Genomic DNA, 24764 nt, shown 5'->3' with positions numbered 1-24764 from the left:
CAAAGAAAGGAGAATTATAAATGGCAAGAATAGTAATAGCACTTGGAGGAAATGCACTTCAAGCTAATCCTAAAGATACTACAGCAGAGGCTCAATTAGTAACAGCAAAAGAAACTTCACAGGCCATTGTAGATTTAATCCAAGAAGGACATGAGGTAATCGTAGCACACGGTAATGGTCCTCAAGTAGGTCAAATTGTAGCTACTTATGAACTTGCAGCATCTGTAAATGAAAATAATCCAATAATGCCTTTTCCAGAATGTGGAGCAATGAGTCAAGGATATATTGGATATCATCTTCAACAAGCTATAAGAGAGGAACTTAAAAATAGAGGTTCAAATAAAGAAGTTGCAACAGTTATAACTCAAGTCATAGTAGATAAAAATGATGAAGGATTTAAAAATCCAACAAAACCAGTAGGTTCATTTTTTACAGAAGAACAAGCAAAGAAACTAATGGAAGACAAAGGATATACAATGAAGGAAGACTCTAATAGAGGATGGAGAAGAGTAGTTCCATCACCTATGCCAGTATCTGTAGTAGAGGAACCTATTATCAAAACCTTAGTAGATGCAGGTCATGTTGTTATAACTGTTGGTGGTGGTGGTATACCAGTGATAGATAAGGGAAACGGACAACTTGAAGGTGTGCCAGCAGTAATTGATAAGGATTTTGCATCTTGTAAAATAGCACAGTTATTAAATGCAGATACATTTATCGTATTAACAGCTGTTGAACAGGTAGCTATTAACTTTGGAAAGCCAGAGCAAAAGAACCTTTCAAAATTAACATTAAATGAGGCAGAAAAATACATACAAGAAGGACATTTTGCACCAGGTTCAATGCTTCCTAAAGTAAAAGCTGCTATGGGATTTGTAGAATCAAAGGAAGGTAGAACGGCAATTATAACTTCCCTTGAAAAAGCAAAAGAAGCTATTAATGGATTAACAGGAACAACAATAGTAAAATAAATTGCATAGTACATAAATAAAAGTATAGTTGCTTTAAATTTAATAAGTAGCTATACTTTTAGTATTTTAATTAATAGTTTATTGTTAGCTTATTGTTAGTTAAAAGTGAAAAGTTATGGTTATTACTAGTCACGTTGTTCCTAGTAATACTAAATGTAGTTTTTATTTTATATAAATTTGCAAAGCAAATTATATAATTAGATAAAAAGAAACTGGTAATCCAGTTTCATCTTAAATTCTTAACTGTTAACTCTTAATTATTAACTAAATATGATATTGTATTTCTATGTAGTGAATTAGGTTTTCATTTTAAATTATTTAAGAAACGTATGTAAAAGTGAAGGGAGGAGAAAATTTTGAGAGTATTAATAGCTGATGATGAGAAAGATATGGTAAAAATTTTAGATGCATATTTTAAGAAAGAAGGTTTTGAAACAATCTTGGCCTATGATGGGGAATGTGCTTTAGAATTACTTTCATCTAATAAAGTGGATTTAGCTATACTAGATTGGATGATGCCACAAATTAATGGAATAGAAGTATGTAAATATATAAAGGAAAATAGTGATACTAAAGTTTTAATGCTAACAGCAAAGGTTCAAAATGAAGATGAAATAGAAGCTTTAAGTTGTGGAGCAGATGAATACATAAAAAAACCTTTTGATCCAAGGATATTAATTATAAGAGCTAAAAAATTATTAGATTTTAGTGAAGGGGTTAGATTTAAAGATTTAGAAATAAATTTAAGATCAAAAAAAGTTTATAAGAATAATGAGCATTTAAATCTAACAAAAATTGAATTTGAACTTTTAGTATGTTTAATGAGAAATAAAGGAATCATTCTATCAAGAGAGAAACTTCTAGATTTGGTTTGGGGAATTGACTATGAAGGGGACTATAGAACTGTAGATACTCATATACGTAGATTGAGGTCAAAAGTAGGTGATGAGATAGTAAAAACTTATAGAGGATTAGGCTACAGTTTGGAGGAGGATTAAAATTAAGATAAACAAAAAACTTTCAATTGGAATATCTCTAATATTATTTTTGGTAACTATAGCTTCAATATTAATTAATAACTTTTTTATTGGTAAATACTATATTCATGAAAAAAGAAAAATATTAGATAAAGTAGAACATGAAATAAGTAGTAGTTATGTTATAAAAGCAGATGAGATTCAGTCTATTGAAGAAGACAACAATGTTACTATTGCATATTCCTCATTAGATAGAGATATTGAAGACATTAACGGAAGTATATTATCACAGTTCGAAAGTAAAGGCATAAAGTTAAATAAGTTTTGGGTTACAAAAGATACACTGGACCAGTTAAGCGAAGGAAGTATAAACAAAATATATTATCAAGGTAAAGCAAAATATAAATTTTTATCAAAATTTATATTGCATAATGATTATGTATTTGCAATAGGAATTTCACTACCTTATTTAGATGAAACGGTAAATATGGTAAATAAATTTAATACATATTTGATGATGTTTTTATTAATTATAACTATAATATTAGCTATTATTTTTTCAAAGCATATAACAAGGCCATTAGAAAAATTAAAACTCTTATCAAAAGATATATCTAATTTAAATTTTAGAACAGAAAAAATAAAAACTAATGATGAAATAGGAGAACTTGCAACAAGTATAAATTCTATGAGTGTAAGTTTAGAAAAAGCACATAAAGATATAAATTCTCAAAATGAAAGGCTTAAAGCATTAGTTTCTGATATATCCCATGAGTTAAAAACGCCATTATCTTTAATTAATGTCTATGCACAAGGGATAGAAGACGGACTTGATGATGGAACTTATTTAGAAACAATTAAAAGACAAACAGAAAACATGAGTATGTTAATAGATAGACTTTTATATTGGGCAAAACTTCAAAAAAAACCTATTAATAAATCTAAATTTTCATTGAAAGATAATGTTGTTGATATTATTAAAAAGTATAAATTGATAATAGAAGAAAGCAACATTGAGTTAATATTAAATGCTAAAGAAAAAGAGAAATATTATATATATGCAGATGAAGAACAGATAGATATAGTACTAAATAATTTAGTAACTAATGCCATAAAATACACTAATAATAAGAAGATAGAAATTAGTTTAATAAAAAATAAAGATGATATAAAAATAACCATTAAAAATGGAATAAGAAATCATAGTAACAATGACATAGAAAGCATTTGGAAACCTTTTTACGTTCTTGAAAAGTCTAGAAACAAAGATTTGTCCGGTACAGGATTAGGCTTATCAATTGTAAAAGACATATTAGAGAATCATAATTTAAAATTTGGGTTTGAAACAAGTGATGGTAGTATAGAATTTTATATAATCTTTTAAAGAAGAGCTTTAATTACTAAGGACTAGATAAAGTAATTAAAGCTTTTTTACAATAATTAACAAAAATTAAATTCTATAGTATAATATTATAAAATATACTCAAAGGTATAATCGCAGAAGTAAAGATGAAATTATATATTTTATTAAGGGGGTATTAATTTGGTTTCTGATTTAAAAGACAAAAAAATAGCACGAACCTGGATAATAGTATTAGTGTTAATTGCAATTTTCGGTTTGATTTTATTTATGGTCTTTGGAAAGGGAAAAATGTCTGAGAGTATTACAAGCAATGTGAAAATTGTAGAAAAGGAAGATACAGCAGCTATAGAAGATGCAAAAAAATCAAGAAATTCTTATGGTTATAAATTAGACAAAGATGGATTATTTTATATTGAAATGTTTAATCCTAAGATGGACTCTGATGAATATATAAGTGAAGGGACATTTGAAATAAGCAAAGAAAACTATGATAAATTAAATAAAGGAGAGTACTATTATTTTAAACTAATAATGAATGAGGAAACTAAAGAGGGAAAAGTAAAAGGGATTTATAATGAAAATCCTGTTCAATAATAGGGGTTAGGAGTATCTAATATTTAGATGCTCTTATTTTAGTTTTTAGTATTATTTTCAACCCATTGTTATATCCTTTCGTAACATTAGTGTAACAGTAAAAACTTATAGTAATAATAAATATTTATTTTAAAACTATTAGGAGGAAAATATTTTGAAAATAATAGGTAAGATAATAGGTGGTTTTACTATATTAAGTTTTATGTTGATAATATATGCTACGTACATAGAAAGAACTTTATTAACTGTGAAAAAAGAGGATATAGTTTTAAATGATAATTGGAAAACAGAGCTTAAAGTTGTTCAGTTTACAGATACTCAACTTGGAGAATTTTATGATTTAGATGAACTTGGACGAGCGGTAGAAAAAATTAATGGTGAAAATCCAGATATAGTGGTCTTTACTGGTGATTTAATAGATAATGCATCTCAATATGATAGTTTAGATAAAATATCAACTGTACTAAGCAATATAGAAGCAAACTATGGAAAATATGCGGTATATGGAAATCATGATTATGGTGGAGGAGCAGTAAATTATTATGAAGACATTATGAATGAAGCAGGTTTTAAAGTACTGAAAAATGAAAATGATAGAGTTGAATTTGATAATTTTAACTTAAATATTTTAGGTGCAGATGATGCTTTAATAGGAAATTATAGCCCAGAAGATACAGTTATGAATATTAATAGTAAAGATGTTAATATATTGCTATTACATGAGCCTGACCTTATAAAAGACTTTTTAGATTATCCAATTGATTTAACATTAAGTGGACATAGCCATGGTGGACAAGTATATATACCTTTTTATGGACCGTTAAAAAAGACTTATTTAGCAGAAACTTATACTAAAGGTATATATAAGTTTGATAATGAAAAAAATACAAAATTATATGTTAACAGTGGACTTGGAAATACAAAGTTTCCTTTTAGATTTTTTAATGTGCCACAAATTACAGTTTTTAATTTAAAAATATAAAATATTGTATTATAGTTAATGTAAGAATAGACTATAATAATATATAAATAAGTTTTGATATGGAGGAGATTAGAGTGTTTGAAAAAATAGATGATAAAAAGAAAACACTAGATTCTAAAAGACCGTTAAATAATCATCAATTAAAAAATCTTAAGAAATACTTTGATATAGAGTTAACATATAATTCAAATGCGATTGAAGGTAATACATTAACAATAACGGAAACCAAGGTTATATTAGAAGATGGAATCACTATAGGAAAAGGAAAAAGTCTAAAAGAACATTTAGAAGTTATAAATCATAAAGAAGCTATCGATTATGTTGATGATATAGTAAGTAAAAACTTAGATATATCAGAGAGTGTAATAAAAAATTTGCATTATATAATATTAAAAAGCATAGATAATAAGAATGCTGGTCAATATAGAAAAACTAATGTATTAATAAGTGGTAGTAAACATAGACCACCAGAAAGCTTTTTAGTAGAAGAAAAAATGAGAGAGTTATTGAGTTGGTATTTTGAAAATAAAAATATTTTACATCCAATACAATTAGCAGCAGAGTTTCATTTCAGATACGTATATATACATCCTTTTATAGATGGAAATGGAAGAAGTGCAAGATTACTTATGAATTTAATCTTAATGAGAAATGGTTATCCTATAACTGTTATAGAAACAGAGCATAGAGAAGAATATATGCGAGCTTTAGAAAAGGCTTCTACAGAAGGAAACTTGCATGATTTCATAAATTTAGTAGCATCACAAGTAGAAAAAAGTATAGACACATATTTATATATAATAGGTTAAAAAGCAAAGTCATTTCAAAAAAATATGGTATTGAAATGGCTTTATTTTTATATAATTTTTTAAAATTTTAAGTAAAATTTTGCATGTTGACAGTATGAACAAAAAGATATAAAATAGTTCGCATAGAAACTAATTTAATTTTAATGTTCTAATTAGGAGATGACATTTATGAAAAATTTAGATAAATTAACACCAAGAGTAAGTAAAAAAATATTATTATTAATTGGTGGAATAGTTTGGGGTTTTGCAGGATTTAGAGTATTAACTATAGGATTAAATGATGTAAAGATAAATAATGGTTATGGCATATTAAGTTTAATTATAGCAACTGTAATATTCTTTATGTTTTTTAAATTTATATTTAGTAAAATGTTAAAAAAACACACTAAAAGAATTATAAATAGTAGTTTAGAAAAGCATTGTGCATTTTCATTCTTTGATTTTAAAAGCTATATAATAATGGGATTCATGATTTCATTAGGTATAGGTGTAAGAAGTATAGGTGTATTTAACCCTGTATATGTAGGAGATTTTTATATAGGATTAGGCTTTGCACTATTTATTTCAGGATTATTATTTTTAATAAACTCATTAAACTTTCAAAGAACTATAGAGAAATATAAAATTTAGTAATTAAATTAAAAACCACATCTTTAAAGTAAAAGATGTGGTTTTTAGCTAATTTTTAATTATTTAAATTTGCATCAAGTTTAAGTAGTGACTCTATGAATGTTTCATTAAAAGTTTTAAGATCTAGTATGGAAGATGGCATATTTACTTTTTTACCATAGCTATCAAGTTTTAAACATCCTGTAGCAAGATCTGATGAATTACTATTTATAGTAGCAAGTTCATCTTTAAAAAACTCTGGATTAGTTATATAAATAGCTGCAGCTACATCCCAGTTACAAAAACCATTAAATCCAGTTAAAGATTCATTAAGGTTACACCAAGGAAGTATTTTATCATAAATGTAATTAAGAACCTTATTAGGACTAGTCTTAATTTTTTCTAATTCACAAGGTCCAAATAATGCTTCCATAGTAGTGTGGCCATTAAGTATAGATATCTTAGATGAAGAGTTTATAACCTTACTAGATGCTTCAGGGTCACAAGAAAAATTAAGTTCATTAACTTTGTGACCTGATATAATTAAAGGTTTTGTAATTCCACCCATAAGAACAATTTCCTTTACATTATCAAAAAAATTATTGTCATAAAGGTATGCACCATATATATTAGTTAATGCCCCAGTAGCCAGTACTATAATTTCTTTAGGATTATTCTTTACAGTATGGGCTAAAAACTTACTAGCATCACTAATTCTATTATTTTTGTCTTCACTACCTTTATAAATTGATATATTTAAATTTAAATCTTTAATTAGGTTTAAAGTAGTATCATAAACTACATCTAAAGAGCTATTTCCATAAGTTAAGGTAACCCCTTCAAGGGATATATCATCTTTACCTAAAAGATATAAAAGAGTTAGCCCATCATCTACATCACAATTAGGTACGCCCATAGTGTTATCACAATCAAAAATTATTCTTTTCATAAGTAGTCCTTTCAATCTATTTAAGTCAATTTTTTCTTAGCATTTTTATTAGAAGCAAATTTCTTTATAGCTAGTCCTAAAGCAACTAATGCTATTACACCAGTTATTATTCCAAGGAAAAACTTTGAACCTTGATCTATATTTTCGCCAAGCATTGAGTAGACTATTGTAGCAGGAAGTTGTCCAAGTCCAGTAGCCCAGAAAAAAGACCAAAGGCCCATGCTAGTAAGACCGGCAGCATAACTAACTACATCAAAAGATATAAATGGTAAAAGTCGAGCTATTAATATTGCGTAGTTACCATATTCGTCAAAAAAGTTATCTGTTTTATCAAGAAGTTTTGATGAAGCAAATTTTTCAGCAGCAGGTCTACCATAAATTCTAGTTATGTAAAAACACATTACCGCTCCAAGCATAGCTCCAGTCCAAGAAATAAAAGCACCAAATGCCCAACCAAAAACATATGCATTAGCAAAAGTAATAACAAAGGCAGGGAGAGGGGCTGCTATTGATTGAAACATCATAAGTAGTATAGACACTATTGGTCCCCATGCACCAAAGGAAATAATATATTCTTTCAATTCTACTATGTTAAGAGTAGCTAATAAAGTTACAACATAGTTTAAGTTTTCCCTAACTGTTGGTACTAAAAAATATATAAGTACTAAAATTACTAGTACCGATAGTTTGTAAATTGTAGATTTTTTCATAAATTGAACCTCCTTTACAAAAATTAAAATTATGAGTTCTTAATTTCTTTTGATTTTTGAAGTTTATTTTTTAGTATAAAAGATACACCAAAAAGTAATATAAGCATAAATATTGCAAAGATAAATTCTGGTGATTTAAAATCTAAGGCTTTATCACCAAGATTTGAAAATACGACTACTCCTGGGATTATACCTATAATTGTTGCTAGTAAAAAATTTTTAAATTTAATACCTGTAAGTCCGGCACCATAACTTATTATATCGAAAGGTATTAAAGGTATAAGTCTTAAAATTAATACAGTGAAAAATTCTCTATGTCCTTTTGATAAAAAATTAAAGCTATGTTTATTTTTAGTTAATTTTAAAATTAAATCTTTTCCAAAATAAGAGGCTATAAAAAATGCAAGGCTACCTCCAAAAACAGCACCAATAATTGTGTATATGCTACCTTTAACCACTCCAAAAGCCATGCCACCTGCAACAGCTAGTATTGCATCAGGAAAAAATGTAAGTGGAACAAAGGTAAATAAAATAATATAAATTATTGGTCCTAATTTCCCAAAGGATTCTATAAAGTCTTTTAACTGCTGCGGAGAAGCTTTTCTTAAAAATTCCGTATTAGTGAAAAGAAAGTAGCAAATTATTAATAGCCCAATAAAGGAAATAATTTTAACATATTTATTTTTTTTCAAGATGTAAATCCTCCTTAACCAAGTCCTTTTTTATTTTATATCTATTTTTCCAACTGCTTAAAGCGGATATATTTACTTTTCTATCAACAAAAAGAGTATCTTCATCTTCAAAAATTAACTCTAAAATATGATAACTATTTTTGTCAGAGTTATTTATAGCAGAAAGACATCCACCACAATAAGTTATTACATTATCACTATTAAGTGAGCTTATGCAATTGTCTTTAGTTTTTTTAGATAATACTGGATTACTTAAATGAACAATACCACCTAAACCACAACAATTATTAGTGACATCTTTAGAATTTAGATTATATCCTAGACTTTCAACTACATACCTAATTCCATCACCAATTTCTTTATAATCTAGTCCTTGGCAAGAATCTTTAATAGAGAAAGTTAAATTGGAGTTTAAGCCTTTTCCTATAGAGTTTTTAGGAATACCTATTTCACTAAATAATGACCAAAGAGAAGTAATTTTTATGTCTTTAGTCTCATCTTTTAAAACTCTAAAACAAGATTGACAAGCTGTTATTATTTCAATATCATCATTGTTAAACTTTTTTAAAGAGCTTATAAATTGAGAAAAACGTTTGTCAAACAAATCACGTTTGCCAAGGTCTTTAGTAGGTTTGTTACAACAATTTAGTATAAGTCCTACATCTCCTAATTTTTCTTTTAAATAGTTATAGGTTTTAAGTGAAAGATCAGGGCTATATCCATTTAAAGAACAACCAGGCATAAAAAACTTTTTAGTATTTTTCTTTCCATAGACTCCTTTAAAAATAGTATTATTACTAAAGTTTTGGTGAAAATCCATAGCTTTATGACCTTTAATAGGTGTTTTACCGTTATTAGTAGTTGTTATTTCTTCTCTTAATAAAAAGAAAAGCTGTCCTAAATCTATGTCTTTAGGGCAAACTCGTTTGCAACAACTACATAAGCTACAATAGTAAGGAAGATTTATATCAATAGATGAATTTTCTAAATCATTTATAAAAGATTTAGGTGATTTTATATATTCTTGTAGAAAAGGACAAATATTTACGCACTTTTTACAATTAATGCAATCACTTTTATAGGTTTTAAATATAGAAGTGTTTATAGTTTTTTTAGATTTAAACTCTGTTTTCATAAATAATCCTTTCCTCAACTTTTAATTTTTCAACAAAGGATAATGTATTGCTATCTTTTGTCGCTGTTGATTTGAAATACAATAAATCTTCGAAGGTATCTATATCACTAATTTTTTCAACAATACCATAGTTTTTATTATTATTTTTTATTATCTGTAGTGTATTTTCAAATACATCAAAATTGCTCCAACGAATTGGACAAAGAAGAACATCATCAATAAAATTTTTACATCCAATTAAATAGTAGCCACCATCGAAGGTTGGCCCAATAACAATATCTTTACTATCTAATACTTTAAAAGCATTTTTTATTATTCTGCTATTTAAAGTAGGTATATCACAGCCAGTTAAAACTACCTTTTCATAACCTTTATTAAGTAAAAAGTTTATAGAGTTATTCATCTTTTCCCCAAGAGATTTACCTTTCTGTGGATAAAAATCAATAAAACTTGGAGCGATGTGGATTAAATCTTCAACATTACCATCCTTTAAATAAGTTAAATATATATCTGAGCAATCTTTTAATTCATAACTCATATTAAATAAATCTTTTAAAAAGGCAGTATGTAGGCTAGCACACTCATCACCACTTAAAAAAGGCATTAAACGTGTTTTAGTTTTCCCACTAAGAGGGATTCGAGACATTATTACATAAGCATTTTTCATTACAATTCCCCCTTAATTTGTTAATCTACTGAAAAATATGGTTTTAATAGTTTCGAAATAAAATCTATATCTAAATAGCTTTTAATTTTCAAGAAAATCTCTTCATTTTTTATAAGTTTATCTTCACTTTGATATTTTACAAAAGCCATAGCACACCAACTTAATGCTCTTAAATATAAATAAGGATTATAAATATTTATAGATTCTTTTATATTTTTATATTTAAATCCACTTTTATTACAATATTCTTTTAAAAAGTCATCCTTATTAATATCACTTATAATGTAATTGCTACGCCAAAGAGTAGTTGTATCAGCTAAAAATTGAGTTAAGTCTTGGCATGGATGTGACAAAACAGGTTTTTCCCAATCTATTAAATAGTTTTCGTCTCCAATTATAAAATTATGTGAATTAACTTCTGTATTATTTATAGATAAAATAGGATTTTCTATGAAATATTTTTCCAGATGCAAATTATCTTCACACCAGTTAATATATTTCTCAAAGAAATTTTTAATTTTCATGTCAGGGATATCACTTTTAAAAAAGCTTTCTAAAAGCCAATTTCCTTCTTTTATTCTGTCTTGTAGAATATTATTTTCTATTATAAGTCCATGATTCTTAGGAACTTTAAGAGTATGTATTTTACTGAAAATATTTGAAGCTTTAATTAAGTCAGTAGAGTAGTTTAGAGGTTTACCTTTTAAAAACTCCATTATAAGTATTCCAAAAGGAAAGTTTTTTCTAGAGCCATCTACATATATTGGTTTAGGTGTGACATTAGAACCTTCAAGAAGTTTTAATGCATTAAATTCATATTCTATTTGGTTATTTAATCTTAATTGGCTATCAGTATTAATTCTAAACACTAATTTTAAAGTTTTATCATATAAAATATAGTTAATGTTGTATTCTCCTTGGGCTAGAAATTTAACTTTAAAATTTTTATCTAATCCAAAGTTACTGTATAGATTATTAATATTTAAATAGTTTTTTATATCTAATGAAAAATCCGTAGTCATTAAAATCACCTTATATCTTTGTATATTTTAGATAGTTTATCTGGTGGAGTTCCTAATAAATATAATATTTTTATTTTATGCATTAAAATATGGGTTTTAAATTGTCCTCCGTTTATAAATCTTCGAGCTGAGGTACCTATTGGTGTTTTTAAAACTTTAGTTTTTCCTTCTTTTTTTAGCCTTGTAGAGAACTCCCAATCCTCCATAATAGGCATTTTTTTAAAACCTCCTAATTTGAAAAATACATCTTTTCTTATAAAAAGTCCTTGATCTCCAAAAATTAATTTTAGATATTTTGCTCTTAGGTTTGAAGTGTAGGAAATATATTTTAAAAATATGGTTTTAAAGTCATAAAAATAAAGTGAGAAACACCCACCTATAAAGTTTTCTTTAATTGTTTTTTCTATATGATTAAAACTATAATCATCAATTATAGAATCACAGTGTAAAAACCATAAAATATCACCTTTTGCATTTTTTGCTCCAAAATTTAGTTGATTACATCGACCTCTAGGGGAGGTTAAAACTTTTCCATATTTAGATGCTATAAGTACAGTTTTATCATTACTACCACCATCTACTATAAGAATTTCTTTAGGATAATTTATGTTATTTAATTTTATAAGTAATTTTTCAATATTTTTTTCTTCATTCAATGTTGGAATTATAACTGAAATCATAAAAAATCCTCCATACCTATTCTACCTGTATTATAGCATAGGGTATGTGGTACTCTTCTATTTAAAATATAAATAGAAGATGAAACTTCTATAGTTTAATTAAATAATATAGAGAAATAATTGTTTTTTAAAATTATTGTTTGTAGAATTGAGGTGAATAAAGGTAAATAAAAATACGTAGGGTTTTAAGATGGATATTAAATTAGTTAGCATAAAGAAGCTAAATATATATGCTAAAATCCTATGGAACTATTAGAGATATAGGGTTTCAAATTAAATTTTAAACTTATTCATTTATCAAATGACAAAACTTAAATTAATATCTTATCAATAACTAACAGATTATTTTAGTTAAGAGTTAATAGTGAACAGTTAATAGTTGTGGTTATTATTACTCACTATATTCCTAATAATGCTAAACGTACTTTTTTAGTACCAGCTTTGATTGTTTTAGGATTTATTTATATTTTCTCTTAACTGATAACCAAAATTTGCTGTATAAATTTAAAATAATTTTGTGCAAAAGGTAGTGTTGAATTTTAAGTGATTCGGAGCATGTATCACTATTTTAGGTATCCAAGTTTTGGAATGGATAATTTGAAAAGTCAACTTGTAATCCTATAGTTATTAAGGGGGAATATAAAAATGTTAAGAAATAATAAAAAAATAGTGGCTTTATTATGTGCAGTGGTAATGACATCATCTATATTTATAGGATGTTCATCTAATAATGAAGCTAAAAAAGATGGAAATAATGCAGCTCAAGAGCAAAAACAAGAAAATAAGAAAGAAGAAGATAAAAAAGAAACTGCAAAAGAATACATAAATAAAGACTATATAGTAGATGCAGATTGGTTAAAAGAAAATATTGATAATAAAGATGTAGTTATTGTTGATTGTAGAGAATCTAAAGATTATAAAAAAGGTCATATAAAAAATGCAATTAATATAGTTTGGAAAGACTTATCTAATGACGAAAACAATGTTTTAGATGCAGAAGCACTTTCTAAAAAACTATCAGAATTTGGTTTAGCAAAAGATAAAACAATAGTTCTTTATGGTGTTAAAGGTAGCTGGGGTGAAGACGGAAGAGTTCAATGGACTTTAAGATATGCAGGTCTAGAAAATGCTAAAATGTTAAACGGTGGATTTGATCTTTGGCAGTCTAAAGAATACGAAACTTCTAAAGAAGAAGTAAAACCTACTGCCGCAGAGGTTAAAGTTGATAGTTTTAAAGAAGATTTAAATATAACTACAGAACACTTAAAAGAAAATTTAGGAAAAGTTAAGATTATAGATACAAGAGAAAAAGATGAGTATGAAGGTGCTACAAAGTATGGTGAGGCTAGAGGAGGACATTTACCTGGAGCTATAAACATTAATTTTAGTACTTTATACAATGAAGATGGAACATTAAAATCACAAGATGAAATAGAAAAAATAATGACAGATAACGGAATAAGTAAAGAGGATGAAATAGTAACTTACTGTACATCTGGAATACGTTCAGGACATATGGCTATGGTATTAAGATTAGCAGGATACAATAATGCTAAAAATTATGATGCTTCATATGTAGCATGGGCAGGAACACCAGATTTAGAAGTGGAAAAATAATATTTAAATTAAATTTAGAAGCATAAAACTTTAAAGTTTTATGCTTTTTTTAACTTTAGAAGAGTATACTTAAAGTATATAGGCATTAAAGCCTATAATAATATTGTGATTTGAAAGCGAGATGGAATTGTGAGTGTAAAAATTAAAGATGTAACACAAAAAAACTGGAGAGAAGTTGAAAAACTTAGGGTAGGTGAGAATCAAAGGGCATTTATAGAGCCTAATAGTTACTCTTTAGCACAAAGTTGTTTTGAACCAGAATGGAAGTCAGTAGCCTTATATTGTGATAACTTATTAGTTGGATATGCCATGTATGGTATGGAAAAAACTAAAGGTAATGTATGGATAGATAGATTTATGATAGATAAAGACTTTCAGGGAAAGGGTTATGGAAGTCAATGTATAAAGGCTCTTATAAACCATGTAAAAAATATATATAATTGCAATGAAATCAGACTAAGTACTCATTTAAATAATAAATTTGCACAAAAGTTTTATGAAAAAATAGGTTTTAAAATAAATGGTGAAATAGATTCTAATGAACAAGTTATGATAATAAAAAATATATAGTTTAATTATGGAGCTATTACTAAACTAACTAAAGGTTAGAGGAGTAATAGCTTCTTTTATGTTTAAAATTTATTATATAAAAATGTAAAGTAGGCTTGACATTAAATGCAAAGCGAACTATACTAAAAATGTAAAGTTAACTATACAAGTATTAAAATACATAAGGCGGTGTGAAAGTATGAAAACTAGAATTTCACAGTTAAGAAAGGAGAGGAAAGTAACGCAAGAGGAGCTTGCGTTAGCTGTAGGTGTTACAAGGCAGACTATTACGTCTATTGAACGTGAAAAGTATACTGCATCTTTAGTTTTAGCGTATAAAATAGCTAAATATTTTGATTTAGCAATTGAAGAGGTTTTTGATTTTTCAGAGGTGGGGGATTAGTAAAATGGAAAGATATAATGAAGTATTAAAAAAGAAAATATTAATGTGCGTATTATTAATAGCTATAACTATACCAGCTATAATAGCTTTAACAATGATAAATGCTAAAATACCAAGTAATCATTCAACAGATTTTATTAAAGGTGTTCAATTTGGTATGTTTTTTGGATTAGAAACATTACTTTTAATGAATATTATAAAATTTAGAAATGCTCTTAATAATAAGGAAAAACTTAAATTATTATATATAAAAGAAAATGATGAACGTGAAAAGTTAATTTTATTAAAGAGCAGTTTAATGGCAATAAATATAATAACAGTTATATTAGCTTTAGGAATTATTGTATCTGGTTTTTATAATGAAATTGTATTTTTTACTTTAATAATGACCTTATTCATTGTAGGGGTAGTAAGGATTGGTTTAAAGATTTATTACAATAAAAAATATTAAATAATTAATCATGTAAGGGGTAGATGTTATGAAAGAGTTAAATAATTACATAAGGTTTGGAATATTGTTTTATGGTGTGTTTCTAATATTTAATTGTATTAATATAATTCCTGAATTTATAAAAGGACTATGTGTAGGTATAGGGTCTGCATTAATATTTTTAGGAATATATTCTGAAAAACATGATATGTCTAAAATTAAAAATTATAAAAAAGAGTTGTTTAAAAAAGTTGTATAAAAGCGTAATAAATGTTTGGAAAAATGGACAAAGGACAAAATATAATTTTAAATAGTTAAGAGTTTTAAAAAATTGACAATGGACAAAGGACAATTGACAATGTTGGTTGAAACTGGATTACCAGTTTCTTTTTAATTTAAGGGAGTAAATTCTGAGTTTATGATATTAAACTAACAAAAGCTAAATTCATGGTTTACAGCCGTAACAAGAAGGACAGGCGTACCAAAGTATATTTTCCATAAGTTATTTCGTGAGTGAAATCTAAAATGTTATCAATAAAATTTAAAGTAATTAAAGCCAGTCCTTAAGATAGTTAATAGTTAAAAGTTAATAGTTAAAAGTTTAGGAGGAAAGTGGTAACCACTTTCTTTTTAATCTATTAATATAATTTGCCTTGCAAATTTATATAAAATTACGTTTAGAATTACTAGGAGCGAAGTAAGTAGTAATAACCATAACTATTAACTATTCATTCTTAACTCTTAACTAGAAAAGTCCCATTTGTGATGGAGGCAACACTAGAAGTAATTGCTTATTTAAAGGCTTCACTAAAACCCAAATAAGGGTACTGGTTCTTTGCTTATTTTGTTATGGGAATACAGTAATTGTGGAATCTACAATTAAGCGAAGAAAATAGCCACAAATGAACCTGTCCCTCTTGTGATGGAGATAATACTGTAAGGAATTGATTGTTTAGGTGTATTGCTAAAATTGTTGATGGGGACCGACTTCGAGCACTATTGGAGAAAAATTAAAATTAACAAAAGTATCAAGTCTAAAGTATAGTAAAGTAGCCAATTACGCGTCTGTCCCTCTTGTGATGGAGGTAAAACTTTGAACGATTGCATACTTAGTTGAGGTATAGATTTTTAAAAAATTGACAATGGACAAAGGACAATTGACAATGTTGGTTGAAACTGGATTACCAGTTTCTTTGAATTAAAGGTAGTAAATTCTGGGTTTGAGAGATTAAACTAACAAAAGCTAAATTCAAAATCTACAGCCATAACAAGAAGGACAGGCGTACCAAAGTGAAATTTCCATAATTTATTTTCACATTGAAATCATAATGTTATCAATAAAAACTAAAACAATTAAAGCCGGTCCTTAAGATAGTTAAGAGTTAAAAGTTAACAGTTAAAAGTTTAGGAGGAAAGTGGTAACCACTTTCTTTGAAATTGTTAGGGACTGGCTTTAATTTATTAGCTAAGAAGTACAAAGCTAAGAGAGCATCTAATTTTAAGCGAAGTAAATAAATTTATCGTGCCTGTCCCATTTGTGATGGAGCTAAGACCATAATTTATTGCTTACTTAGATTTTGTTAGCAGAACTAGGTTTAAAGATACGTTTAGTATTACTAAGAACAAAGTGAGTAGTAATAACCATAACTATTAACTCTTCTTAACTACAAAAGTCCCTCTTGTTATGGTGTGAAAATTTCATTTGTTATAGAAATATTATTTTTTAGAGTTTAAAAAAATAAACTTTATAGTAATTAAGTTATATGGATAAATTATCAATAAAAAGTGCAAACTAAATTTATAGAAGAACATTTTAGGAGGCGATTTGGATGAAAGCAGTAGTTGATAAAGACACATGTATTAGTTGTGGATTATGTATTGCAACATGTCCATCAGTTTTTGATTTTGGAAGCGATGGTAAGTCAGAATCTATAGTAGATTCTGTACCAGAAGATTCTATAGATGCAGCAGTGGAAGCTAGAGATGGTTGTCCAGTAAGTGCAATATCATTAAACGAATAAAAAAATTTAAAAATGGTTATTATAACTGAGAATGAATAAAGACTTATTATTTTATGGGCTTTAATAGGAGGATTTTTTATGAAACCAGTAGTAAATCAAGATGAATGTATAGGATGTGGATTATGTCCAGCTACATGTCCAGAAGTTTTTGAAATGGGCGATGATGGAAAAGCACATGCTACCGTAGACGAAGTTCCAAATGGAGCAGAAGATTCTGCAAAAGAAGCAGCAGAAGGATGTCCAACAAGCGCTATATCAATAGATTAAAGTTTTAGCCATCTTTTAATCAAAAAAGGATGTAGAGTGATTGGACTTGGAAAACTTCTTACTTTATAAAAAAGTAGAGGTAATCTAAAAAGAGTATTTACCGTAATGATAAATACTCTTTTTTAGTTTATTAACATTTATTTTAAAACTATAGTAAATAATATAAAAAATGAAAAGTGAAGGATTCAAAGTATATTTGTCATAAGAAAAGGATATGAAATCTAGTCATAGTGGCACTAGGAGTATATCAATGAAGTGTTTATTTAAACATACTTAAAGGAATTGAAAGGGTTTAGATATATGAAAATTGGTAAGAAAAGAGTTCTTATTGCAGAAAATGGTGTAATAGAATTAAAGGAGTTTAAAAAAGAAAGAAAAGAGAAGTTAGATTTTACAGGAATTAAATATAGACGTTGTACGTTTTTAAATATAGATTTTAAGAATGTGAGATTTGAAAATGTTATTTTTGAAAAATGCACTTTTCAATTTTGTACCTTTACTAATTGTAGTATAGCTAGCAATTCTATTTTAGGTATTTATAATACTGAGTTAATAAATTTGAATTTTAGTAATTGTAACTTGAAAAATATAATTATAAGAAAATCTTATTTAAAAACTATTGCATTTAAAGATACTTTTTTAGGGCAATGTAACCTAGTTAAAAACTCCTATGAAAAAGTTAAATTTATAGATGAATGTATCTTAACTAATTGTTTAATAAAAGGAACTAGAAAAAGATTTGATATACAGTTTATAAATAATAGAAAAAATAGTAGGTTAAATTTAGCTTCATATGTAGGTGGTTTTAATTATAATATTATTGATTTTTTTAACAAAGGAAGACCTGAATTTTATAATGAAATATCTAATAGTTATTTAGCCTTTGCTAACCAATATCTAAAAAATGACTTAGGTGATAAGTATGGCTACTGTTTTTATGAAAGTAAAAAAGCAGACCATAAAACATTAAAAGGGTGGAGAAAACTAAAATCTTTCGCATCATATTGGGTTTGTGGGTATGGAGAAAAGCCATTTAGAGCCTTTAGTTTTTCCCTTATTATAGTTTTAATATGTTCAATATTATATTTATTTGGTGGGGTAAGAATAGAAGATAAAGTTATTCAATATAACTTAAATAATGTTTTTAGTAAAAGTTTTTTAACTGATTTTTTATATTGTTTTCATTTTAGTCTAGTAACTTTTGCTACTGTAGGTTATGGAAACATAACTCCAGAAGGAATTATAAGTATAATAATAGCTAATACAGAAATAATGTTTGGTGTTCTCATGATAGCTATATGGACATCAACACTGGTAAGAAAGATGACTAGATAAATTAATTAAAAACATTATAATATTAAGTAAAAGATAATAGAAAAATATAACAAAGGGGGTGTTATTTTGATTTCTAAAAAACAAAGAAATATAATAAGTTCAAAATTTAGTGGGGTACTTATTATAAAAGGGGAAAACTTAACAGGAAAAACAACTACAGCAATAAATAGGATATTATATTTAAAAGATAATTACTGTTTATATGAAAATGACGATATATTAATGATAGTAAGTAACGAGGAAGAAAAAAATGATGCTATTTTAAAATATTATAAGTATCTTGAAAATAAGAATATGATAAGTTTATTTTCATATATACAAAGTAAAGTTGACATTATGACCTTTGATGAATTTATAAAGAAAAACTATGGGGAATTTGATAATAATAAAATAAGTAAAAGTGTACATTACAAGCTGTTATATGATTGCATGGGAATATTAAAAAATAGTAATAAAAGGTCAAAAATATTAAAAAAGCAGTATGATGAGTTCTTTTTAAGTGAGTTTAAATACATAAAAAATAGAAATATAAATCAATTAGAAGATTATCAAAAATTAATAAGACGTGGCCGTAAAATAGAATGTTTAGCTCCAAAATCATTACCTAGAAATTCTGTTACTAGAAAAATTATATATGAGTTAATGGAAATGTATTATTTAGCTTTAAAAGAAAATAAAATCTCTGATGAAATTTCTATTTTAACTAATAAGGTAAAAGGAACAAATTATACACATTTAGTATTAGATGAAATTAATAAATTTAGCAAATTGCAATTAGACACATTATTAGAATCTATGGATATAAAAGATTACTCAAATATAATACTTACCTTTAATAACAAAGATAAATCCATAGAAAACTCCTTAGGATATGAAGGCATAAATATAAAAAATCTATTTAAAGAATATAAGAATGTAAAAACTTTTATATTAAAAGAAAAATTCATACAGAAAAAGCAAGAGCAATTATGTGAGATTAAAGGGGAGGAAGAAAATAATTTATTTATGGAGAGTTATAAATTTTTAGATATTAGGCATAATATAGAATTTGATTTTGCCAAAGATACAAGTAGTGAGGAGAATTTTATATTAGATCCTAATGGCAAAGGTGAAGTTTTATTAGAGGACGAGCTATTAGATATACCTATATACAATGATATAGCAGCAGGAGAACCAATTATGATAAATGACACTTTTGAAGGAGCATTTAAAATGCCAAAGTATTGGTTAAAAGGTGCTGAAAGTTCTTTTATATTAAAGGTAAAAGGAAATAGTATGATCAATGCAAATATAGATGATGGGGACTATGTACTTATAAGAAAACAGTATAATGCTAACAACAATGATATTGTTGCAGTAGATTTAAATGGGAATGCAACATTAAAAAGGTTAAATATAAAGGATAACAAGGTATTTTTAATGCCAGAAAACGAGAAATATGAACCTATTGAAGTGGTAGATGAAAATGCTATGATAATAGGTAAAGCCATAGGAATAATAAAAGATAAGCACAACTATAGTTAGCCAGTCCTTAGATAGTTAAGAGTTAAAAGTTTTAAAAATTGACAATGGACAATTGACATTTGACAATGATGGTTGAAACTGGACTAGTCCAGTTTCTTTGAATTAGAGAGAATAAATGCTGAATTGAAGATATAAATCTAACTAAAGCTAAGTTCAAAATGTACAGCCGTAACAAGAAGGACAGGCGTACCAAAGTATATTTTCCATAAGTTATTTTTACAGTGAAATCGAAAGATTATCAATAAAACCTAAAGCAATCAAAGCCGGTCCTTAAGATAGTTAAGAGTTAAAAATTAAGAGTTAAAAGTTTAGGAGGAAAGTGGTTACCACTTTCTTTTTAATCTATTAATATAATTTGCCTTGCAAATTTATATAAAATTACGTTTAGAATTACTAGGAACAAAGTGAGTAGTAATAACCGCAACTGTTAACTCTTAACTAGCAAAATGTTACAACTATTCACTTTTAACTAAAAATATGTAATATTTTCATAGTGTACAGCCGTAACAAGAAGGACAGGAGTTAATTTACATGTGCCTGTCCATTTTGTTATTGTTATATGATATGAAATATATATTTAGGTTATTTTGTCTTAGTAAATTTAGTGAGTTTAATAAGCTTAGATTTTGTATAGACATAGATTACTGGAAGTAGATACATAAAAAATAAACCTATAAAATTATCATTATCTATATTATCAAAAAAGAATATATTAAATCCAAAAGAAAACATAACAGCACCTATTATAGAAAATACTGAAAATAAAAATACTGAAATAGCGGTGCTTTTAATAGAATCAATTTTAAATAACAAAATTAAGTTTAGAAGTGATAAAAAAATTAAAAAAACATTGAATAAGTTCAAGGAATACACATCCTTTAAAATTAATGTTAATATATTATAATTAAAAATTAAAAGAAGTGTTACAATTAGCAGCCATAGTTTCAAAAACATCATCACTATGTGCTAAAAGCTCCTTTTCAAGCTCATCAAAATCATAGTTTCTTTGCTCAAAATTATTAAAGCTATCTTTAGATTTGGATGAAGAAAAATTAGCCTTAGATGATATATTACATGCAGTTTTTTTAGTTTTATTTTTCCAATTTCTAAGTATACCCTCTACATAGCAAATATTAGTATTACCTTTCTTTACTGCTTCTGTCATAGCATCTTTTACATCAGTAATATTATTTTCATCTACAAGTTTATCTAAGAGGCTTATAACAGTTTTGTTTAAAATACCAAATCCAGATTCGCTATAGTAGGAATAAATTTCACTGTTATTAGAATTAAAATCCATATCTAAACTATAATTAATATTATTGTTATTATTACTACTACTATAATTATAAAATCTATTTATAGATTTTATATTATTAAATAACATAGCTATGTTATTTAATATATTATATATATCTTTTGTTAAGGAGTTATTTTCGAAGAGCTCTTTAAAAATTCCAACTAGTTCGGATTTATCTTTGGCTAGGTTTAAAGATAATCCGTTAGAGTTAGAATCAAAATCCGTATTATTGGATAAATTTTGGGTAGCTGTTGAATTTAAATCCGAAGATATAGGATTAATGTTAGATTTTAAAATATCATCATCTACAGTATCTTCTATGTGATTATTAATATCTTTATTAGAATTAGTATGGAAAATTTTATAAAAATTATCTCCAAAAGCATAAAAAGAATAAGTGCCACCACCTCTAACAATTTTATGAATCAAAATATTATTACTACAAAGCTTTTTCAGTTTTCTATAAAGAGTATCTTTTTTTATATTAAGAATAGGCAAAGTGAAAATAATATTTTCATAATTAACCCAATAAAAGTTAGTATTATTAAAAGTTTTACATATAAAGTTTTTATAGTTTTCCTTAAGATAACTTAAAATTAAAATATCATCTAAGTTCACATTTAATTCTAAAGCTTCCTTTTCGTTAAAATTTAACATATACAACATAATAAAAACCTCCAATTTAAATAAAAAAATAATATGTTCACCTTGTATATATGCATTAAATGGACGGAGTTCCGAAATATTTACAAAATATTTAAATTTGCTGTGAACTGGTAGACGTTTTTGTATATATATAAAGTGAAAGGGGTTGATAAACATGGCAGTAACTAATGTTAAAACAAGTAAAGCCATTAACTTAATTTGTAAGGTAGGTGTAGATAATGACGGAAAGGACATTTTAAAATCACAAAAACTTTCAAAAATTAAAGTATCTGCAACAGATGAAGAGTTATATGAATTAGCAACAGAAGTGGACAACCTTTTAGCTGGAGAAATGCAAGAGGTTGTTAAAGAGGAGAAAGGTTATCTTTTAGGTTAGTATGGGGAGGGGAGATGGTATAAACAAAGTATCTTCCCTGGTGAAAAATTTATTTTCTAAAATAGTTACACTTAATATAGAGTCTAAAAGGTTAGATTTTTCTATATTATTTAGGAATTTTAAAATAATAGTCACCATAAATTTCAATTTATAGTGTTTTATATTTAGGAGGGGTTTTCATGGAGAAGGATTTAGTTATGACGTTTATAACAGAGGAAGGAAATAAAAATAATGTTACATTGAAAAATGTAAAGGATGATATAACTGATGAAGAAGTTTCAAATTTTATGGATGTTATAATAAGTAAAAACATATTAGATTATAAAAAAGGTGATTTAGTTAAAAAATCATCTGCTAAATTAGTAGAAACTAAGAAAACTGAATATAACTTAAATTAAAAATATGCCTTCGGGCATATTTTTTTATTTAAAACAAAATATTTAAAATATTCTTACTTATCTTAAGCCAATTATTGTATAATATAATAGATGGAAACTTTAGTATAAAAAATGCATATTAAGTATGTAAATAAATATAAGGGGAGTTTTGAATATGTTACAAAGGATTAAGTTAAACCTTGAAGCTGTGGAAGCAATGCTATATTTTTGGCAGGCTGCTAGTGAAAAGGATAACATACCAGAGAGCTTTTTCTATGATGTATCAGAAATGACAGCATTAAGTGTAGCTTATGATGATGAATTTAATGCAGAGTCAGTGAGAAGAGCACTAAGTTCTATAAAAAATAGAGAGCCATTTGTAGGAAATAAAAAAGAAAAGAAATTCTGGAATAATAATATGTGGATGATGGAAGATTTGGAATATACTAATGCGATGGCAGCTCCTGTTAAGCAGTTAAATCTAGATTCTTTAACATCACAAATAAAAGGAAGTAAATTTGAAGAAGTTGAAGTTATATTTGCACCATTACATTCAGATGAATATATAGTTTCTGATAATAAATTAATAATAAATTTCTTTAGAGTAAAGCCACCTATAATGGATGATAGGACTTGTATTGGAGAGAAAGAAATAACAGAATATATAAAAGAAAAATTAGAAGAAATTTGTAAATAATTATATTGAAAAATAACTAGCTGTGAAAAATAAATAGCTAGTTATTTTAGTTTTAGAATAAGATTCTTTATTATTTATAATTAATGTGATATATTTTTTTATATATAAAATGAGAAAAAATGTATAGTAACTAAGAATTATGTTTAAAATTTTATTAAACTTTATTATGTTTAGGTTCATGAGAATTAAGGTATAATTAAATAAATAATAAGACAAATATATTTGGGTGGTGAAAGTAGTGAATTTAAGTAAGGGAGATTGTATAGGATTTTTTGATTCAGGTGTTGGTGGTCTTAGTGTTTTAAAAGAAACTTTAAAGATTTTACCTAATGAAAACTTTATATATTATGGAGACTCGGCAAATGCTCCATATGGAACAAAAGAATATAGTGAAATAAAAAGACTGACTTTTAATGCTATAAAGTTTTTATTAAGTAAAAATGTTAAAGCAATAGTTATAGCCTGTAATACAGCAACAAGTGTAGCTGTAGAAGATTTGAGAAAAGAATATAAATCTATTCCAATTATAGGTATAGAGCCAGCTTTAAAGCCAGCAGTAGAATTAAAAAAACAAGGTAAAATTGTTATAATGGCTACGCCGATAACATTAGTAGAGAAAAAGTTTGCAAAGTTACAAGAAAAATATAAAAAGGTAGCAGATATAAAGCCGCTTCCTTGTGGTGGATTAGCAGAGTTAATAGAAACTGGCAATATAGATGGTATAGAAATACATAATTATTTAAAAGAAAAACTAGAGAATTTAAGCAACGAAAATTTAGGAGCAATAGTTCTTGGTTGTACCCATTATCCATTTATAAAAGATAAGATTGTAGAATTTGTAGGAAAAGATGTGGACATAATAGATGGAAGTTTAGGTACTGCTAAACAGTTAGAACGTTTATTAACTATTAGAAATATGAAAAACCCACAAAGTGAAAAAGGGATAGTAGAAATATATAATTCATTAAATAAAAAAGAGATGATAGAGCTTAGTTACAGATTACTTAATTCTTAATTAAAAGCCTAAATTTTACTTATACAA

Annotated in this window: 28 protein-coding genes; 20 read left to right on the top strand and 8 right to left on the bottom strand. The window is 26.4% G+C overall.

Annotation, left to right across the window (positions count from 1 at the left end; genetic code table 11):
• Positions 1-20: 20 nt before the first annotated feature.
• The 7 genes from arcC to KQI36_RS08055 all read left to right on the top strand — a co-directional run bounded on the left by arcC (position 21) and on the right by KQI36_RS08055 (position 6326).
• Entirely contained in the window at positions 21-971 is a 951-nt protein-coding gene (arcC, locus tag KQI36_RS08085; RefSeq protein WP_216450491.1) for a carbamate kinase, read from the top strand.
• Between the two features lie 356 nt (positions 972-1327).
• Positions 1328-1969, top strand: coding sequence for a response regulator transcription factor (locus KQI36_RS08080; protein ID WP_216450490.1), 642 nt, complete (start codon positions 1328-1330; stop codon positions 1967-1969).
• A gap of 49 nt (positions 1970-2018) precedes the next feature.
• A complete protein-coding gene (locus KQI36_RS08075) occupies positions 2019-3332 on the top strand; it encodes a sensor histidine kinase (RefSeq protein ID WP_244991537.1) in 1314 nt (437 codons plus the stop codon).
• A gap of 159 nt (positions 3333-3491) precedes the next feature.
• A complete protein-coding gene (locus tag KQI36_RS08070; protein WP_216450489.1) occupies positions 3492-3905 on the top strand; it encodes a PLD nuclease N-terminal domain-containing protein in 414 nt (137 codons plus the stop codon).
• 154 nt (positions 3906-4059) lie between these two features.
• Complete coding sequence (locus KQI36_RS08065; protein WP_216450488.1) at positions 4060-4887, top strand: metallophosphoesterase; 828 nt, start codon at positions 4060-4062, stop codon at positions 4885-4887.
• A gap of 74 nt (positions 4888-4961) precedes the next feature.
• On the top strand, positions 4962-5696 hold the full coding sequence (locus KQI36_RS08060; protein WP_216450487.1) for a Fic family protein: 735 nt from the start codon (positions 4962-4964) through the stop codon (positions 5694-5696).
• Between the two features lie 168 nt (positions 5697-5864).
• Positions 5865-6326: a hypothetical protein gene (locus KQI36_RS08055; RefSeq protein WP_216450486.1), complete on the top strand. Its 462-nt coding sequence runs from the start codon at positions 5865-5867 to the stop codon at positions 6324-6326.
• Between the two features lie 55 nt (positions 6327-6381).
• Here KQI36_RS08055 and KQI36_RS08050 read toward each other — a convergent pair whose 3' ends face one another.
• From KQI36_RS08050 to KQI36_RS08020, 7 genes are read right to left on the bottom strand one after another with little or no spacing between them, the layout of a single operon-like run.
• Entirely contained in the window at positions 6382-7254 is an 873-nt protein-coding gene (locus KQI36_RS08050) for a nucleoside hydrolase (RefSeq protein WP_216450485.1), read from the bottom strand.
• Positions 7255-7274: 20 nt separating this feature from the next.
• Positions 7275-7964, bottom strand: coding sequence for a TVP38/TMEM64 family protein (locus tag KQI36_RS08045; protein ID WP_216450484.1), 690 nt, complete (start codon positions 7962-7964; stop codon positions 7275-7277).
• Between the two features lie 29 nt (positions 7965-7993).
• Positions 7994-8656 carry a TVP38/TMEM64 family protein gene (locus tag KQI36_RS08040; RefSeq protein WP_244991535.1) on the bottom strand — a complete coding sequence of 221 codons (663 nt, stop codon included), beginning with the start codon at positions 8654-8656 and terminating at the stop codon, positions 7994-7996.
• Positions 8643-9791 (bottom strand): heterodisulfide reductase-related iron-sulfur binding cluster, encoded by a 1149-nt coding sequence (locus KQI36_RS08035; RefSeq protein ID WP_216450483.1) that lies wholly within the window; start codon positions 9789-9791, stop codon positions 8643-8645. Before KQI36_RS08035 ends, KQI36_RS08040 begins: the two co-directional genes overlap by 14 nt.
• Positions 9775-10458: a TIGR04282 family arsenosugar biosynthesis glycosyltransferase gene (locus KQI36_RS08030; RefSeq protein ID WP_216450482.1), complete on the bottom strand. Its 684-nt coding sequence runs from the start codon at positions 10456-10458 to the stop codon at positions 9775-9777. Before KQI36_RS08030 ends, KQI36_RS08035 begins: the two co-directional genes overlap by 17 nt.
• A gap of 20 nt (positions 10459-10478) precedes the next feature.
• Positions 10479-11480, bottom strand: coding sequence for a phosphotransferase (locus tag KQI36_RS08025; RefSeq protein WP_216450481.1), 1002 nt, complete (start codon positions 11478-11480; stop codon positions 10479-10481).
• Positions 11481-11485: 5 nt separating this feature from the next.
• Positions 11486-12160, bottom strand: a complete 675-nt coding sequence (locus tag KQI36_RS08020) for a TIGR04283 family arsenosugar biosynthesis glycosyltransferase (protein ID WP_216450480.1) — start codon at positions 12158-12160, stop codon at positions 11486-11488.
• Between the two features lie 645 nt (positions 12161-12805).
• On the opposite strand from KQI36_RS08020, the gene KQI36_RS08015 reads away from it, so the two are divergent.
• The 9 genes from KQI36_RS08015 to lexA all read left to right on the top strand — a co-directional run bounded on the left by KQI36_RS08015 (position 12806) and on the right by lexA (position 20306).
• A complete protein-coding gene (locus KQI36_RS08015; protein WP_061995318.1) occupies positions 12806-13777 on the top strand; it encodes a sulfurtransferase in 972 nt (323 codons plus the stop codon).
• A gap of 129 nt (positions 13778-13906) precedes the next feature.
• The gene (locus KQI36_RS08010) at positions 13907-14347 is read left to right on the top strand and encodes a GNAT family N-acetyltransferase (protein WP_216450479.1); all 441 of its coding nucleotides are present in this window, start codon (positions 13907-13909) and stop codon (positions 14345-14347) included.
• Between the two features lie 178 nt (positions 14348-14525).
• Entirely contained in the window at positions 14526-14729 is a 204-nt protein-coding gene (locus tag KQI36_RS08005; RefSeq protein ID WP_010297983.1) for a helix-turn-helix transcriptional regulator, read from the top strand.
• A 4-nt stretch (positions 14730-14733) separates the two neighbouring features.
• A complete protein-coding gene (locus KQI36_RS08000; RefSeq protein ID WP_216450478.1) occupies positions 14734-15180 on the top strand; it encodes a hypothetical protein in 447 nt (148 codons plus the stop codon).
• 28 nt (positions 15181-15208) lie between these two features.
• The gene (locus KQI36_RS07995; RefSeq protein ID WP_216450477.1) at positions 15209-15418 is read left to right on the top strand and encodes a hypothetical protein; all 210 of its coding nucleotides are present in this window, start codon (positions 15209-15211) and stop codon (positions 15416-15418) included.
• A gap of 1570 nt (positions 15419-16988) precedes the next feature.
• Positions 16989-17180, top strand: a complete 192-nt coding sequence (locus KQI36_RS07990) for a ferredoxin (RefSeq protein ID WP_010297973.1) — start codon at positions 16989-16991, stop codon at positions 17178-17180.
• Between the two features lie 78 nt (positions 17181-17258).
• Positions 17259-17447 (top strand): ferredoxin, encoded by a 189-nt coding sequence (locus tag KQI36_RS07985; protein ID WP_010297970.1) that lies wholly within the window; start codon positions 17259-17261, stop codon positions 17445-17447.
• Between the two features lie 300 nt (positions 17448-17747).
• Positions 17748-18782 (top strand): ion channel, encoded by a 1035-nt coding sequence (locus KQI36_RS07980; RefSeq protein WP_216450476.1) that lies wholly within the window; start codon positions 17748-17750, stop codon positions 18780-18782.
• A gap of 66 nt (positions 18783-18848) precedes the next feature.
• Positions 18849-20306, top strand: a complete 1458-nt coding sequence (gene lexA / locus KQI36_RS07975; RefSeq protein ID WP_216450475.1) for a transcriptional repressor LexA — start codon at positions 18849-18851, stop codon at positions 20304-20306.
• A 904-nt stretch (positions 20307-21210) separates the two neighbouring features.
• Here lexA and KQI36_RS07970 read toward each other — a convergent pair.
• Positions 21211-22272: a DnaD domain protein gene (locus KQI36_RS07970; protein WP_216450474.1), complete on the bottom strand. Its 1062-nt coding sequence runs from the start codon at positions 22270-22272 to the stop codon at positions 21211-21213.
• A 154-nt stretch (positions 22273-22426) separates the two neighbouring features.
• On the opposite strand from KQI36_RS07970, the gene KQI36_RS07965 reads away from it, so the two are divergent.
• The 4 genes from KQI36_RS07965 to murI all read left to right on the top strand — a co-directional run bounded on the left by KQI36_RS07965 (position 22427) and on the right by murI (position 24737).
• Entirely contained in the window at positions 22427-22648 is a 222-nt protein-coding gene (locus KQI36_RS07965; protein WP_216450473.1) for a DUF1659 domain-containing protein, read from the top strand.
• 179 nt (positions 22649-22827) lie between these two features.
• A complete protein-coding gene (locus KQI36_RS07960) occupies positions 22828-23046 on the top strand; it encodes a DUF2922 domain-containing protein (RefSeq protein ID WP_010297949.1) in 219 nt (72 codons plus the stop codon).
• Between the two features lie 154 nt (positions 23047-23200).
• On the top strand, positions 23201-23722 hold the full coding sequence (locus tag KQI36_RS07955) for a TDE2712 family protein (protein ID WP_216450472.1): 522 nt from the start codon (positions 23201-23203) through the stop codon (positions 23720-23722).
• A gap of 238 nt (positions 23723-23960) precedes the next feature.
• On the top strand, positions 23961-24737 hold the full coding sequence (murI, locus tag KQI36_RS07950; RefSeq protein ID WP_216450471.1) for a glutamate racemase: 777 nt from the start codon (positions 23961-23963) through the stop codon (positions 24735-24737).
• Positions 24738-24764: the final 27 nt, after the last annotated feature.

The organism is Clostridium senegalense (assembly GCF_018916625.1).
GTDB lineage: Bacteria > Bacillota > Clostridia > Clostridiales > Clostridiaceae > Clostridium_J > Clostridium_J senegalense.
The sequence above is the reverse complement of the archived record's forward strand: the minus strand, read 5'-3'. Positions and strand labels throughout refer to the sequence as shown.

Coding starts and splice junctions, on each gene's coding strand:
- KQI36_RS07955 (WP_216450472.1), top strand. CDS start 23,201: ATGTTACAAAGGATTAAGTTAAACCTTGAAGCTGTGGAAGCAATGCTA.
- KQI36_RS08015 (WP_061995318.1), top strand. CDS start 12,806: ATGTTAAGAAATAATAAAAAAATAGTGGCTTTATTATGTGCAGTGGTA.
- arcC (WP_216450491.1), top strand. CDS start 21: ATGGCAAGAATAGTAATAGCACTTGGAGGAAATGCACTTCAAGCTAAT.
- KQI36_RS08035 (WP_216450483.1), bottom strand. CDS start 9,791: ATGAAAACAGAGTTTAAATCTAAAAAAACTATAAACACTTCTATATTT.
- KQI36_RS07995 (WP_216450477.1), top strand. CDS start 15,209: ATGAAAGAGTTAAATAATTACATAAGGTTTGGAATATTGTTTTATGGT.
- KQI36_RS07985 (WP_010297970.1), top strand. CDS start 17,259: ATGAAACCAGTAGTAAATCAAGATGAATGTATAGGATGTGGATTATGT.
- KQI36_RS08025 (WP_216450481.1), bottom strand. CDS start 11,480: ATGACTACGGATTTTTCATTAGATATAAAAAACTATTTAAATATTAAT.
- KQI36_RS08055 (WP_216450486.1), top strand. CDS start 5,865: ATGAAAAATTTAGATAAATTAACACCAAGAGTAAGTAAAAAAATATTA.
- KQI36_RS07960 (WP_010297949.1), top strand. CDS start 22,828: ATGGAGAAGGATTTAGTTATGACGTTTATAACAGAGGAAGGAAATAAA.
- KQI36_RS08020 (WP_216450480.1), bottom strand. CDS start 12,160: ATGATTTCAGTTATAATTCCAACATTGAATGAAGAAAAAAATATTGAA.
- KQI36_RS07990 (WP_010297973.1), top strand. CDS start 16,989: ATGAAAGCAGTAGTTGATAAAGACACATGTATTAGTTGTGGATTATGT.
- KQI36_RS07965 (WP_216450473.1), top strand. CDS start 22,427: ATGGCAGTAACTAATGTTAAAACAAGTAAAGCCATTAACTTAATTTGT.
- KQI36_RS08005 (WP_010297983.1), top strand. CDS start 14,526: ATGAAAACTAGAATTTCACAGTTAAGAAAGGAGAGGAAAGTAACGCAA.
- KQI36_RS07980 (WP_216450476.1), top strand. CDS start 17,748: ATGAAAATTGGTAAGAAAAGAGTTCTTATTGCAGAAAATGGTGTAATA.
- KQI36_RS08000 (WP_216450478.1), top strand. CDS start 14,734: ATGGAAAGATATAATGAAGTATTAAAAAAGAAAATATTAATGTGCGTA.
- KQI36_RS08030 (WP_216450482.1), bottom strand. CDS start 10,458: ATGAAAAATGCTTATGTAATAATGTCTCGAATCCCTCTTAGTGGGAAA.
- KQI36_RS07970 (WP_216450474.1), bottom strand. CDS start 22,272: ATGTTGTATATGTTAAATTTTAACGAAAAGGAAGCTTTAGAATTAAAT.
- KQI36_RS08050 (WP_216450485.1), bottom strand. CDS start 7,254: ATGAAAAGAATAATTTTTGATTGTGATAACACTATGGGCGTACCTAAT.
- KQI36_RS08045 (WP_216450484.1), bottom strand. CDS start 7,964: ATGAAAAAATCTACAATTTACAAACTATCGGTACTAGTAATTTTAGTA.